Origin of the sequence: Reyranella massiliensis 521 (assembly GCF_000312425.1) — a bacterium.
GTDB lineage: Bacteria > Pseudomonadota > Alphaproteobacteria > Reyranellales > Reyranellaceae > Reyranella > Reyranella massiliensis.
Genome location: NZ_HE997181.1, coordinates 491,807 through 505,630, shown reverse-complemented (window position 1 = coordinate 505,630; position 13,824 = coordinate 491,807). Strand labels below are relative to the sequence as shown.

Below are 13,824 nucleotides of genomic sequence, written 5' to 3'. Positions count from 1 at the left end.
CTAGTCTTCGTTCTCGGCGGCGAACTCGGCGACGAGCTTGCGACGCATCGCCTCGTGGGTGAGGTCGAGTTGGAGCGGCGTCACGGAGATGTAGCCCGCGCGAACGGCGGCGATGTCGCTTGCCTCGTCGATTTCGCGCTCCTGCGGCGTATAGCCGATCCAGTAGTAGGACCCGCCGCGGGGATCGTGGCGCTCGATGATGTAGCCGCCGAACCCGCGATTGCCCTGATGAGTCGCCCGCACGCCTTTGACCGATCCTGCAACGACGTCGGGGAAGTTGATGTTGACCAGCACGTTGCGTGGCCAGTCCATGGCGAGAACGCGCCGCGCCACGGCAGCGCCATGGGCCGTGGCAGTGCCCCACTTCACGGGATGGTCGTGCGTATAGGCCTGGCTGAAGGCAATCGACGGCAGACCGAGCAGGCAGCCTTCCATGGCCGCCGCGATCGTGCCCGAATAGGTCACGTCGTCGGCAATGTTGGTGCCGCGATTGACGCCGGACAGGACGATGTCGGGCTTGCGATCCTTCAGCAGATGCTTGACCGCAAACAGGACGCAATCGGTCGGCGTCCCCTCGATTGCGAACTTGCCTTCGCTCACTTCGCGCGACCGGATCGGCCGCGACAGCGACAGCGAATGGCCGGCGCCGCTCTGGTTGACCTCGGGCGCCACGACCCAGACGTCGCTGGACAGCTGCTCCGCGATCTCGATCAGGGCCTGCAGGCCGGGCGCGTGGATGCCGTCGTCGTTGGTGACGAGGATGCGCGCCTTGGCGAGATTGACCGCGTTCACTTCTTGGCCACGCCGGCGGCGATCGTCTCGACGCCGCGCATGTAGGGACGCAGCGCATCGGGGATCGTCACCGAGCCGTCCTCGTTCTGGTAGTTCTCCAGCACCGCGACCAAGGTGCGACCGACCGCGAGGCCGGAGCCGTTCAGCGTATGCACGAACCGCGTCCCCTTGCCTTCCCTGGGGCGGTAGCGGGCGTTCATGCGGCGAGCCTGGAAATCGCCGCAGTTCGAGCAGCTCGAAATCTCGCGATAGGCGTTCTGGCCGGGCAGCCAGACCTCGAGGTCGTAGGTCTTGCGCGCCGAGAAGCCCATGTCGCCGGTGCACAGCGTCAGGGTGCGATAGGCAAGGCCCAGCCGCTTCAGGACTTCCTCGGCCGACGCCGTCATGCGCTCGTGCTCGGCTTCCGACTGCTCGGGCGCGGTGATGCTGACCAGTTCGACCTTGGGGAACTGATGCTGGCGGATCATGCCGCGCGTGTCCTTGCCGGCAGCGCCCGCCTCGGAGCGGAAGCAGGGCGTGAAGGCCGTGAAGCGCAGCGGCAGGTCCTTCTCGTCCAGCACCATGTCGTTCACCAGGTTGGTGAGCGAGACCTCGGCCGTCGGGATGAGCCAGAAGCCGTTGTCGGTGCGGAACATGTCCTCGGCGAACTTGGGCAACTGGCCGACGCCGTAGACCGCGGCGTCCTTCACCAGCATCGGCGGGTCGATCTCGGTGTAGCCATTCACCTCGGTGTGCAGGTCGAGCATGAACTGTGCGATCGCCCGCTCCAGCCGGGCCAGCCGGTTCTTCAGGAAGACGAAGCGGGAGCCCGAAATCTTGGCAGCCTGCGCGAAATCCATCTCGCCCAGGCCCTCGCCCAGGGCCACATGGTCCTTGGGCTGGAAGCTGAAATTGCGCTGGCTGCCGAAGCGGCGAACCTCGACGTTGGCATGCTCGTCGCTGCCGACCGGCACGTCGTCCGCCGGAATGTTGGGGAGGATCTCGAGATGCCGCCTCAGCTCTTCGTCGAGGCGCTGGGCCTCGGCCTCGCCCTTCTTCAGCCCCTCTTCCAGGCCGGCAACCTCGGCCATCAGCGCGTCGGCGGGCTCGCCCTTGCGCTTGGCGATGCCGATCTGCTGGCTGAGCGTCTTGCGCCGGGCCTGTATCGTCTCGCTCTCCGAAATGGCGGCGCGGCGGCGCTTGTCGATCTCCAGGATACCGGCCGAAGCGGGCACGAGCCCACGGCGCTGCAGACCTTTGTCGAAGGCTTCGGGAGTGTCGCGGACGAAACGTATGTCGTGCATGGCTAGGAGCTGGCCGCCTCGTCGGCTTTCTTCTCGGCTTCCTCGGCAGCCTTATCCTCGCGCTCGCGCTTCCGCTCGATCCAGCCGCCGATCAGGATGCTGATCTCGTAGAAGGCCATCAAGGGGATGGCGAGGGCAATCTGGCTGACCACGTCAGGCGGGGCCAGAACGGCTGCGATGACGAAGGCGATGACGATGGCATATCGGCGCTTGGACTTGAGGCCCTCGCTGGTGGCGATCCCGACCTGGATCAGCAGGGTCAGCAGGACCGGGACTTCGAAGGCAAAGCCGAAAGCGAAGACGAGCTGCAGGATGCGCTCGAGGTAGTCGGACGATCTCAGCGTCTTTTCGATGTCGGCCGGCGCATACTGCGTGAGCATGAAATTGATCACGTAGGGCAGCACGACATAGTACATGAGCGCGCAGCCGGCATAGAACATGAACGGCGTGGCGACCAGGAAAGGCACGAAAGCGCGCTTCTCGTGCCGGTAGAGGCCGGGCGCGACGAACAGCCAGATCTGCACCGCAATCAGCGGGAAGCCGACGATCAGCGCGACGAACGCCGACAGCTTCACGGTGACGAAGAAGAACTCGAAGATATCGAGGACGATGACCTTGTAGCCATCGGCCAGGGCCGGCTGGATCAGGAACGAGAAGATCGGCTTGGCGAAATAGAACGTGACGAAGAAGACGGCAAAAAAGCAGACAAGGGCATAGATCAGGCGTTTGCGCAGCTCGACCAGATGGTCGAGCAGCGGCATCGGCTTGTCGTCTTCAGGTCCGTCGTGTGCCTGGGTCACGGTACGCTTCGCAGCATGGGAGCCGCGTTATGCCGTCCTTTGGCACCCGATTCAAAGCGCTATTTGGCACTCAGCCGGCCGCAACGGCCTTCGCCGGCTTCTCTTCAGCTGCAGGTACGGGAACTGCAGGCACAGGCGGCGCGATGGGCTCGGCCGCGATCTGAGGCGCGGATTCCGGCTCGACCAGCGGGTTGTCGATCTGGGCCTTGGCCTCGGCGAGCGCCTTTTCGCCCTCGGCCATGCCTTCCTGAATGGCGCTCTTGATCTGCTTGGTGGGGTCGAGCGACTGCAGGTCGAGCCCTGGCGCGGACTCGAGCTGCTTCTTGACCTCGTCGAGCTCGGACTGGCGGACCATCTCGTCGACATGGCCGCGGAATTCCGACGCCATGCCGCGCATCTGGGCCATCCACCGGCCCCAGCTCCGCAACAGGTTCGGCAGCTCCTTGGGGCCGATGACGACCAGCGCCACGACGGCGATGACCAGAAGCTCAGGACTGTCGATACCGAACATCGTTGTTCAGATCCCGCCGCAAAAACGCGCCGCGGCTACTCCAGGCGCGTCGTCAGACTTTCGCATCCTGGTGGACCTGACCACCCGGCGGCGTGGTGGTGGCCTGGGCCGAAATCGGCTTGGCGGCGTCGCCCGGCTGCTGATTGGCTTGCGTCGGCGGCGTCTCCTCCTGCCCACCGACGCCCTTCTTGAAGGCCGAGAGGCCCTTTCCGAAGTCGCCCATGAGCTGCGAGATCTTGCCGCGACCGCCGAACAGCAGCAGCACGACGGCCAGCACGATTAGCCAGTGCCAAATGCTGAAGCTACCCATGTGAACATGCTCCCAAGATTTATTCCGATCGGCGTGTCGAATTCACGAGCCCTGATTATGGCACTCGCGTTGAAGGCCCGGCAACCAGTCGAATAAGGTCGTATTGGGGCGTCTGCCCCTCTGGAGGCGTCACCGCCCCGTTTCTTCGGTAGCCAGAGGCTCGGTGGCCTCTTCCTCCGTCGGTTCGAGCGGCAGATCCGGCTCTTCAGGCCGAAATATGGGGGGCTGGGCGCGCTGATCCAAGAGGCCCGCGGCCTTCAGTTCTTCCTGGCCGGGCAGGTCGTCGAGGCTCGGCAGACCGAAATGCTCGAGGAAGAAATCGGTCGTGCCCCAGGTGACGGGTTTGCCGGGCGCACGGCGGCGGCCCATCGGCTTGATCCAGTTCTGCTCGAACAGCAGGTCGAGCGTACCCTTGCTCAGGCCGACGCCACGTACCTGCTCGATCTCTGCACGAGTCACCGGCTGATGATAGGCGATGATGGCCAGCGTCTCGACCGACGCACGCGACAGTTTGCGCGTCACCGGCCGCTCGATCTTGAGCTTCTCGGCCAGGTCCGGCGCCGTACGGAACGCATAGCCGCCCGCGACCTTGACCAGATTCACGCCCCGATTGGCATAAAGCTCCGCGAGATCGGCCAGCAGCCGCGCGACATCGGCGTCGTTGGGCAGGCGCTCGGCCAGATCCTTTTCGTCCAGCGCCTGGGCGCCGGCAAAGACCAGCGCTTCGAGCAGGCGGAGGTGCTGGGCGTGGTCGGGGGGAACCACATCGGTGACCTGGCCTGCCGCCGCGGCCGCCACTGCCGCACCTGCAGCAGCCGCAATGACGGTCTCGGCTTCTGGCGCTTCGACTTCCCGAGGTTCGGCTTCTGAGCCCTCGGCTTCTGAGGTCTCGACTTCAGGCGCTTCGACTTCGGAGGCTTCCTCTACAACGGCCTTTTCGACGTCCTCCTCATGGCCGTCGTCTTCCTCATCGTCGTCGTCCTCTTCGTCATCCTCGTCAGAAGCATCATCCGACTCGTCTTCGTCCGATTCGCCGTCCTCTTCGAAATCGTCGTCATCGTCCGACTCGTCTTCGTCATCCGAGTCATCGTCTTCTTCGTCGGAATCGTCGTCATCATCCGACTCGTCATCGTCCGACTCGCCGTCATCCTCTTCGGAATCGTCGTCGTCGGAATCGTCGTCATCGTCCGACTCGTCTTCGTCGTCATCCGAGTCATCGTCATCTTTATCGTCCGAGTCGTCGTCATCGTCGACGCCCTGCCGGTTCTTGGCGGCAGCCAATTCCTCGTCCTCGGACAGATCGCCGGCGACGGCTTCCGCCTCGGACGCAGGTTCGGCGACGACTGCCTCCTGGTCCTTCGGCTCTTCGACGGCGGTCGCTTTGTTTTCTTGATCTGACATATCGGGAACCGTCACCGTTGCTCGGTACGTTTACGCAAATGAATGGGGCCAAAACGCTCGGTCTGGCGCAGCTCGATCTGGCCGTCCTTGGCCAGCTGGAGGCCTGCCACGAACGTAGACGCGATGGCCGAGCGGCGTTTCGTCGGATCAGTGAGGCCGGCCGGCAGGAATGCCTCCAGCGTCTGCCAATCGATGGCGATGCCCAGCATCCGGCCAAGGCGCTCCGCAGCCTCCTCGACCGAGAAGAACTGCATCGGCGCGATCTGGTAGGTGTCCGCATCCTTGGGCCGCACCTGATGGCCGTACGCCTGCAGCAGGTCGTAAAGCTTCACGTCCCAGACGGCCCGGCGAATGATAACGACGCCCTCGGGCTGGCCGCGCGAGAAGACGTCCTTGCCGAGCTGCGGGCGCGCCATCAAGCGGGCGCCGGCTTCCTGCATCGCCTCCAGGCGGCGCAACTGCCATTGCAGCGCGTCGGCCATCTCCTGGCCCGACGGCTCTTCGCCGGCCGGCGGCTCCGGCAGCAGCAGGCGCGACTTCAGATAGGCGAGCCACGCGGCCATCACGAGGTAGTCGGCGGCGAGTTCCAGCCTGAGGCGGCGGGCCTGGGCGACATGCGCCAGATACTGATCGACCAGCGCCACCATCGAGATGCGCCGCAGATCGACCTTTTGATCGCGCGCCAGGGTGAGGAGCAGGTCGAGCGGGCCTTCGAAGCCCTCGAGATTGACGATCAGCTCGCCCTCGCCCGGCGCGATGACGTCGGGCCCGGCAGCATTGAAGCCGTCGGCGGCCGGTGCCGTTTCGGCGGGCACGGCGGGCGCTTCGGCGACCGGAACGTCTTCGGGGGGCGGGCTTGCGGGCTCGTTCATGTAGCCCCGGTTTAGTCCACTGGGAGCGCCTGCCGCCACTGGATTTGGCCCCGCCTTATCCCCATTCGGGCAGGAGTTCGGTGAGCCTTTTTGCAGCATCGGCGAGGCCGCGGGGGCCGGCCGGGTCCCGATGGCGGCCCAGGAAGGCGCGACCCGCCTCGAAGCGGCGCCAAGCGGCGCCGGTCATCGCCCCAGTGCGGCCGGCAATCTCGACCATTTCTTCCATCCGGCCATTGCAGTGCAGGGCGATGTCGCAGCCCGCCGCCAGCGCGCGGAAGGCCCGATCTCCCAACGAGCCGCCCAGCGCCTGCATGGACAGGTCGTCCGAGAGGAGCAGTCCGTCGAATCCGATATGGTCGCGAACGATCTCCTTCACGCTGCGTGCCGATACCGTGACGCAGTTCTCGGCATCGATCGCCTCGAAGAGGAGGTGTCCGGTCATGGCCCAGGGCAGGTCGGCCAGCAGCTTGAAGGGTACGAAGTCGGTGCGTTCCAGTTCGGCGCGCGATGCCGTCACGGTCGGCAGCGTATCGTGGCTGTCGACTGTGGCGCGGCCGTGCCCCGGAATGTGCTTGATGACCGGCATCACGCCCTCGGCCAGCAGGCCCTCGGCCGCGGCACGCCCCAGCGCCGCCACCGGCTCGGGCCGGTCGGCATAGGCCCGATCGCCGATCACGGCGTGGGTCTCGGGAAAGGCGATATCGAGAACGGGCACGCAGTCGACATCGCAGCCCACCGACGTCACGTCGGCGGCCAGCAGGCGGGAATTGAGTTTGGCGGCTTCCAGCCCGCGCTCTGGATCGCGGGCGTAGAGGGTGCCCAGAAGACGGGCCGGCGGCGCCTTGCGCCAATGCGGCGGGCGCAATCGCGCCACGCGCCCACCTTCCTGATCGATCAGGATCGGGGCGTCGGCCCGTGCCACCGAAGACCGCAGGTCGTCGGCCAATCGACGCGCCCGATCCGGCGTATCGAAGTTGCGGGCAAACAGGATGAAGCCCAGCGGATCGGCGTCGCGGAAGAAGGCGCGCTCGTCCGGCGTCAGGTCGGGACCGGCGCAGCCCAGAATAGCCGCGCGCGGCACTCTCATGGCCAAGATGTCACCGTGCCGGAGGTACCGAGACGCAGTCGGTCCGGCGCGACTTCAGGTTGGCGCAGACGCTGTGGGCCTGCTTCTCGTCGAGCGGCCCTGCCTGGACGCGATACCAGACTCCCCTGTCGCCGAGATCGACCTTCACCGCCTGCATACGCAGGCTGGACAGCACGTCGCCATGAGCGCTTTGCAGACGCGCCCATGTCGACTTGGCAACGTCTTCGCTCTTTACCGAGGCGATCTGTACGCGCCAGCCGCCGGTCGGACCGGACATGTTCTCGATCAGGCTGGCGATGCTGGGTCCACTCTCGCTGCTCGGCGTCGTGGAAGCCGGCTGCACGTTCGGCGGATTGGCCGGCGCCTTGTCGGTCGGCTGCGCCGGGGCGGCCGTCGCCGGAGGATTGGGCTGCAGAGGCGTCGGCGCCTTGGCGACCTCGGCTTCTGGAGGCTTGGGGGCCGCCGGTGTCGGCAAGCCATTGGCCGGCAGGCGAGGCGTCACTGCTACGGGCAACAGCTTTTCAGGCTGCGCGGGCACCGTACCGGGAGAGATGCGATTGAAGACTTCCTTGTCCTGGTTGGGCGGGACGAGGCCGCCGGCATTCTCGGGCTTCATCCGGGCGGGCGTGGTCGGCGCCTGCACGACCAGCGGCTCCAGTCCCCGACCACCTGCCTTGACGTCCTGGTTGTGGGCCCACCACACGACCGAGCCGAAGCTCGCGATGGCGGCCACCGAGACCATGATCGTCAGGATCTGACCGCGTCTTCTGTTGACGCGCATGAGCAGGGAGTCCCGCGGCGGCGGCGGGATTGAATCTGGTTCGTGCGCGACGGGCCGGGGCGGCGGATCGAGCCGCATGGCAACCGACTCACTCGGTCGGTAGATCGTAGGTCCGTCGCCGGAGGGGGACCGGCGGATGTGCATTCGTTATCTCATTTCCTCGACGGGTGTTACGCCGAAGACCTTTAATCCTGATCCTATCACAAATCCGATTCCCTGTACCAAGGCCAGACGCGCCCGGGTGAGGTCCGGATCTCCCTCGACCACGAACCGCAGCCCTGGCTCCTCGCGCCCGCGATTCCAATGGGCATGGAACGCGGCTGCGAGGTCGTAGAGATAAAAGCCGATCCTGTGCGGCTCGTGGGCAATCGCGGCCGCCTCGACCTGTCGGGGCCATTGGGCGATCAAGCGGATCAAGGCCAGTTCACCGACATCGGCCAGACGATCGAGCGGCGCGGCCTCCAGACCATCGACCGAAACACCCGCAGCGCTCGCCTGACGCATGACGGAGCGCGTGCGCGCATGGCCATACTGGACATACCAGACCGGGTTGTCGCGTGACTGTTCCGTGGCCTTGACCAGATCGAAGTCGAACGGCGCGTCGTTCTTGCGCGTGAGCATCGTGAAGCGCACGACGTCGGGGCCGACTTCGTCCAGCAGATCGCGCAGGGTAACGAACGTGCCGGCGCGCTTGGACATGCGCACCAGTTCGCCGTTTCGCATGACGCGCACGAGCTGGCAGAGCTTGACGTCGAGCTCACCCTGTTTCTCCGTGATGGCGCTGACGGCCGCCTTCATGCGCTTGACGTAGCCGCCATGGTCGGCGCCCCACACGTCGATCATGTCGCCGAAACCACGACGGAACTTGTCGTGATGATAGGCGATGTCGTTGGCGAAGTAGGTCCAGCTGCCGTCCGACTTCTTGAGCGGACGGTCGACCTCGTCGCCGAACCGCGTGGCGCGAAAGAGAGTCTGCTCGCGATCTTCCCAATCGTCGGGTTTCTGCCCCTTCGGCGGCTCCAGCCGGCCCTGGTAGATCAGGTCCTGGCGGCTCAACTCCTGGAACGCGCGGTCGACGGCGCCGCTTTCGACCAGAGCGCGCTCCGACGAATAGACGTCGATGCTGACGCCGAGCGTTTCGAGGTCGGCCTTGATCTCCGCCATCAGATAGTCGATCGCGAAGGCACGCATCTCGGGCAGCCAATCGGCTTCCGGCCTGTCGACCCAGCGCGCGCCGTCGCGCTTGGCGATCGCCGCACCGACCTCTTTCAAGTATTCGCCGGGATAGAGCCCCTCGGGAATCGCGGCGATAGACTCACCCAACGCTTCGCGGTAGCGCAGGTAGGTCGACTGGCCGAGCTTGTCGACCTGGGCACCGGCATCGTTGATGTAATATTCCTTGGTGACGGCGTAGCCTGCCTTCTGGAGAAGGTTGGCCAGCGCATCGCCCACCACCGCGCCGCGCGCGTGCGCCACGTGCAGCGGGCCGGTCGGGTTGGCCGAGACGTACTCGACGTTGACCTTCGCCCCCTGCCCCATCGCCGAATCGCCATAGGCGAGACCGGCCGCGAGGCAGTCGCGCAGGCGCTTGCGCCAGAAGCCGTCGACGAGCTTGAGGTTGATGAAGCCGGGCCCGGCCACAGCGCCATCGACCACGTCGGGATTGGCCGTGAGCCGCCCGATCAGCGCCTCGGCGATGTCGCGTGGCTTCCTGCCCGCGGCCTTGGCCAGCACCATGGCGGCATTGGTCGCGATATCGCCGTGGGCGGGGTCGCGTGGCGGCTCGGCCGTGATGGCCGAAAAATCGAGCTTTTCCGGCAATTCGCCGGCAGCCTGCATGGATTTGAGCGCCGCGACGATCTCGCCGATGAAATGACGGTAGGGATTCATGGGGCGGGTATTGCCGATTCGGGCAAACTTGTCATCCCGAAGGCCCGCCGGCCTTACTGATAGAGATCGAACAGCCGGCGGTGCTCGTCCAGGGCGTAGCGGTCCGTCATGCCGGCGATATAGTCGGCGACGACACGGGCCTTTGCCTGGATCGCCCCCCGCTCGGCCTTCTCGCGCCACGGCGACGGCAGGCAATTGGGCTCGGTAAACAGCAGCTCGAACAGATCGACGACGACGCGACGCGCCTTGGAATGCGAACGGTTGAGCTTCCAGTGCTCGTACATGCGCTTGTAGAGGAAGTCCTTCACCGTCTTGTCGGTGGCGACCATCTCGTCCGAGAAGGCGACGACAGGCCGGCCGAGGGCGCGGATATCGGCCACCGACTTCGGTTGCGCCTCCTTCAGGCGCCGGCGCGTCTCCGTCAGCACGTCCTCGACCATGGCGTTGATCACGCGACGCACCGCCTCGTGAACCAGCCGCGTCTGGTCGATGCCGGGATACGTCCGGCCGACGGTCGCGAACATCTCGCCGACCAGCGGCAGGTCGAGCAGGTCCTTGATCTCGAACAGGCCGGCGCGCAGCCCGTCGTCGATATCGTGATTGTTGTAGGCGATGTCGTCGCTCAGGGCGGCAACCTGCGCCTCCGGCCCGGCATGGCCATGAAGCTCGAGATCGTGATCCCGGCAATATTCGACGATGGCGGCGGGCAGTTCCTCGAGCGTGCGTCCCTTCTTTAGCAGGGGGCCGTTGTGCTTCACCGCCCCCTCCAGCGTCTCCCAGGTGAGGTTCAGCCCATTGAACTCGGCGTAGCGGTCCTCGAGCTTGGTGAGAATGCGCAGCGTCTGGGCATTATGGTCGAAGCCGGCATAAGGCTTCATGACGCCGTGCAGAGCCTCCTCGCCGGCATGGCCGAACGGCGTATGGCCGAGGTCGTGCGCCAACGCCACTGCCTCACCGAGATCTTCGTCGAGCCGCAGCACGCGGCAGATCGTCCGCGCGATCTGGGCCACTTCGAGCGAGTGGGTGAGGCGCGTCCGATAGTGGTCGCCCTCGTGATAGACGAAGACCTGGGTCTTGTGCTTCAGCCGCCGAAACGCCGTCGAATGGATGATGCGGTCGCGGTCGCGCTGGAACGGACTGCGGCTGGAGGATTCGGGCTCGGCATGCAGGCGGCCGCGGCTCTGCCACGGCAGGGTCGCATAGGGCGCCAACGCCTCGCGTCGCCACATCTCCTCGCCCACGCTTCGCGACCCTCCCTGTAGGGTCGCGTTCTTACGATGTTCGGGCTCGGATGGCTACTTTACGAGCGTCACCGGCACCTTGGAGTGGGCGATCACATCCTGCGCCACGGAGCCCAGCAGGACGCCGGCGAAGCCGGTGTGGCCGCGGGTGCCGATGACGACCAGGCCCGCACCGAGCTTCTTGGCGAAATCGGCCACGATCTCACCCTGACGGCCGACGCCGATATGGGTCTTGGCCGGGACCGACGCCTTCTTGGCAATGGCAACGGCCGAGGCCAGCGCCTTCTCGCCTTCCTCGCGATGGTGCGCATCGATCTGTTCGCGCGACACGAAGGCCGACACCGCGCCACTCAGCGCCGGCTGGACATTGATCAGGTGCAGCTCGGCCGCGCCGCCCGACCCGACCAGGTCGATCGCGTGCTGCGTGGCGCGGTCGGAGGGCTCGGAGCCGTCAACCGCAACGAGAATTGCTTTCATCTTGGCCATGGTGACTATTCCTTGCTCTTCTCGGTGGCGAGATCGACAGGGTCCTCGTGTCGGCGCTGTCTGGCGCGATACTGCAGGAAATATCCAAGGACGACGACAAGAACAGCGCCGCCGATTTCCAGAATGGTCTTGGCGTGCGGCGTGATCGCGGCGAGCTTGTCGGCATAACCCGGATCTGTCGCCAGCACCTCGCCGGCAATCCAGCCCAGCAGCGCGCCACCGGCCACGACGATGATCGGGAACCTGTTGAGCAGCGCCATGATCAGAGTGGCGCCGAAGATGATGAGCGGAATGCTGATCAGAAGGCCAAGCACGATGAGCGTCGTATCGCCCTTGGCCGCCGCGGCGATGGCGATGGCATTGTCGAGGCTCATGACGGCATCGGCGACGATGATGGTGCGGATCGCACCCCAAACCGAACCGGCACCCTTCACGCCGTCGCCATGCTCGTCCTCGCCCTGCACCAGCTTGACGCCGATCCAGAGCAGCAGGAGGCCGCCGGCCAGTTTGAGGAAGGAAATCTGCAGGAGCTGATCGACGATCAGCACGAAAATGATACGCAGGACGATGGCGCCGGCGCTGCCGATCAGGATGGCCGGCTTCTGATGCTTCTTCTCGAGGTTCCGGCACGCAAGCGCAATGACCAGCGCGTTGTCACCAGACAGGACAATGTTCACCAGGATGATCTGGGTGAGGCCGCTCCAGAAAGCGGGCGTGAGCTCAAATCCCATTGTTCTGCAGTCTCCGTCCCGATTTTCCCTAGGAGGTACGCTTCTACGCGCCGGCCGAAGGTGTTAGTGCAGCGTCTGCCGGGGGGCAAGCCAAACCGGACAGAGCCAAGGGCGAAAATCGTATGGCGAGCAGCACTGGGTACAACAAGATGTTCCCCGTCTCATGGACGGAGCTGCATCGTGACGCACGGGCGCTCGCCTGGCGGCTGGCCGACCTGGGGCCGTTCAAGGGACTGGTCGCCATCACCCGCGGCGGCCTCGTCCCGGCCGCCATCGTGGCCCGCGAGCTCAATCTCCGGCTGATCGATACGGTTTGCTGTTCGACCTATGACCGTATGGAACGCGGTGCCAAGGTCGAGCTGCTGAAGGGGACCTCGGCCGAACAGGACAAGGGCAAGGACTGGCTGATCGTCGACGATCTCGTTGACACCGGCGTCACTGCGCGCGCAGTGCGGGCAATGCTGCCCGAGGCGCATTTTGCCACAGTCTATGCAAAACCCGCCGGCCGGCCGACGGTCGACAGCTTCATCACCGAGGTCAGCCAGGACACCTGGATCCTGTTTCCCTGGGATCAGGAAGCCGTCATGGCGAAAACTATCATCGAGCTGAAAGGCAGTGGCCAGTGAAGTGCTACGTCATTCCCGCCCCCAAGGGCATCGAGTCGCTCACCCTCGTTGACCGGCCCGACCCGGCGCCCGGCCCGCGCCAAGTGCTGGTTCGGGTGCGCGCGACGTCCCTCAACTACCGTGACCTGCTCACCATCGAGGCGCAGTACGCCCGCTCCGCCCCCAAGCCCGACCTTATTCCCCTGTCGGATGGAGCCGGCGAAGTCGTCGCCGTTGGACCCGGCGTGAGCCGCGTGAAGGTGGGTGATCGTGTGGCCGGCTGCTTCATGCAGAAATGGGTCGGCGGCAACATCGACGACGCGGCCATGGCCTCTGCCATGGGCGGCGCCATCGACGGCATGCTGACCGAGCTTGCCGTTCTGGAAGAAGACGGCGTCGTAAAGCTGCCGACCGGCCTGAGCTTCGAGGAAGGCGCCACCCTTCCCTGTGCCGGCCTCACGGCCTGGCATGCGCTGGTCGAGATCGGCAACATCAAGGCTGGCGACATCGTGCAGATCCAGGGCACCGGCGGCGTCTCCATCTTCGCCCTGCAGTTCGCCAGGATGTTCGGCGCACGCGTGATCGGCACGTCGAGCTCGGCCACCAAGGCCGAGCGGCTGAAGAAGATGGGGGCCGAAGCCGTGATCGACTACAAGGCCACGCCCGATTGGGACAAGGAAGCGCTGAAGCTGACCGGCGGCCGCGGCGCCGATATCACTGTCGAGGTTGGCGGCGCCGGCACGCTTCCCCGTTCCTTCATGGCAACGCGGCTCGGCGGCAGGATCGCTGTCATCGGCCTGCTGTCGGGCATGGCGACGCTCGACCCCATGCCGATACTGCGCCGGAACCTGCGGGTGCAGGGCCTCTATGTCGGCAGCAAGCAGATGTTCGAGGCGATGAACCGCGCCATCGAGGCCAATGGTCTCAAGCCTGTCATCGATAAAGTCTTTCCGTTCGCCGAAGCGAAGGCTGCCTACCAGCACCTCAAGAGCCAGAATCACTTCGGCAAGATCGTCATCTCTCACGCCTAGGAA

At 65.4% G+C, this 13,824-nt stretch carries 15 protein-coding genes; 2 read left to right on the top strand and 13 right to left on the bottom strand.

Annotated elements, in window-relative coordinates:
• From surE to BN60_RS02415, 13 genes are all read right to left on the bottom strand, one after another.
• The gene (surE, locus tag BN60_RS02480) at positions 1-792 is read right to left on the bottom strand and encodes a 5'/3'-nucleotidase SurE (RefSeq protein ID WP_020694398.1); all 792 of its coding nucleotides are present in this window, start codon (positions 790-792) and stop codon (positions 1-3) included.
• Complete coding sequence (serS, locus tag BN60_RS02475; protein WP_020694397.1) at positions 789-2,075, bottom strand: serine--tRNA ligase; 1,287 nt, start codon at positions 2,073-2,075, stop codon at positions 789-791. Before serS ends, surE begins: the two co-directional genes overlap by 4 nt.
• Positions 2,076-2,077: 2 nt before the next feature.
• Complete coding sequence (gene tatC / locus BN60_RS02470) at positions 2,078-2,875, bottom strand: twin-arginine translocase subunit TatC (protein ID WP_245539799.1); 798 nt, start codon at positions 2,873-2,875, stop codon at positions 2,078-2,080.
• A gap of 70 nt (positions 2,876-2,945) precedes the next feature.
• A complete protein-coding gene (tatB, locus tag BN60_RS02465; RefSeq protein ID WP_020694395.1) occupies positions 2,946-3,386 on the bottom strand; it encodes a Sec-independent protein translocase protein TatB in 441 nt (146 codons plus the stop codon).
• Between the two features lie 52 nt (positions 3,387-3,438).
• A complete protein-coding gene (locus tag BN60_RS28500; protein WP_020694394.1) occupies positions 3,439-3,696 on the bottom strand; it encodes a twin-arginine translocase TatA/TatE family subunit in 258 nt (85 codons plus the stop codon).
• A 129-nt stretch (positions 3,697-3,825) separates the two neighbouring features.
• Positions 3,826-5,112: an SMC-Scp complex subunit ScpB gene (gene scpB, locus BN60_RS29410; protein ID WP_020694393.1), complete on the bottom strand. Its 1,287-nt coding sequence runs from the start codon at positions 5,110-5,112 to the stop codon at positions 3,826-3,828.
• A complete protein-coding gene (locus BN60_RS02445) occupies positions 5,109-6,068 on the bottom strand; it encodes a segregation and condensation protein A (protein ID WP_245539798.1) in 960 nt (319 codons plus the stop codon). Before BN60_RS02445 ends, scpB begins: the two co-directional genes overlap by 4 nt.
• Positions 6,025-7,056: a beta-N-acetylhexosaminidase gene (nagZ, locus tag BN60_RS02440; RefSeq protein ID WP_043283562.1), complete on the bottom strand. Its 1,032-nt coding sequence runs from the start codon at positions 7,054-7,056 to the stop codon at positions 6,025-6,027. Before nagZ ends, BN60_RS02445 begins: the two co-directional genes overlap by 44 nt.
• 10 nt (positions 7,057-7,066) lie before the next feature.
• Positions 7,067-7,837, bottom strand: coding sequence for an SPOR domain-containing protein (locus BN60_RS02435; RefSeq protein WP_177324744.1), 771 nt, complete (start codon positions 7,835-7,837; stop codon positions 7,067-7,069).
• Positions 7,838-7,984: 147 nt separating this feature from the next.
• Positions 7,985-9,727 (bottom strand): arginine--tRNA ligase, encoded by a 1,743-nt coding sequence (gene argS / locus BN60_RS02430; protein ID WP_020694389.1) that lies wholly within the window; start codon positions 9,725-9,727, stop codon positions 7,985-7,987.
• Positions 9,728-9,780: 53 nt separating this feature from the next.
• Entirely contained in the window at positions 9,781-10,956 is a 1,176-nt protein-coding gene (locus BN60_RS02425) for a deoxyguanosinetriphosphate triphosphohydrolase (RefSeq protein WP_020694388.1), read from the bottom strand.
• Between the two features lie 66 nt (positions 10,957-11,022).
• Positions 11,023-11,454 carry a universal stress protein gene (locus BN60_RS02420; RefSeq protein ID WP_020694387.1) on the bottom strand — a complete coding sequence of 144 codons (432 nt, stop codon included), beginning with the start codon at positions 11,452-11,454 and terminating at the stop codon, positions 11,023-11,025.
• A gap of 5 nt (positions 11,455-11,459) precedes the next feature.
• Positions 11,460-12,185 (bottom strand): TerC family protein, encoded by a 726-nt coding sequence (locus tag BN60_RS02415; protein ID WP_020694386.1) that lies wholly within the window; start codon positions 12,183-12,185, stop codon positions 11,460-11,462.
• A 122-nt stretch (positions 12,186-12,307) separates the two neighbouring features.
• Here BN60_RS02415 and gpt point away from each other — a divergent pair, with 122 nt between their 5' ends.
• Both gpt and BN60_RS02405 read left to right on the top strand, forming a co-directional pair.
• Positions 12,308-12,811, top strand: coding sequence for a xanthine phosphoribosyltransferase (gene gpt, locus BN60_RS02410; RefSeq protein ID WP_020694385.1), 504 nt, complete (start codon positions 12,308-12,310; stop codon positions 12,809-12,811).
• A complete protein-coding gene (locus tag BN60_RS02405) occupies positions 12,808-13,821 on the top strand; it encodes a zinc-dependent alcohol dehydrogenase family protein (protein WP_020694384.1) in 1,014 nt (337 codons plus the stop codon). Before gpt ends, BN60_RS02405 begins: the two co-directional genes overlap by 4 nt.
• Positions 13,822-13,824 lie beyond the last annotated feature (3 nt).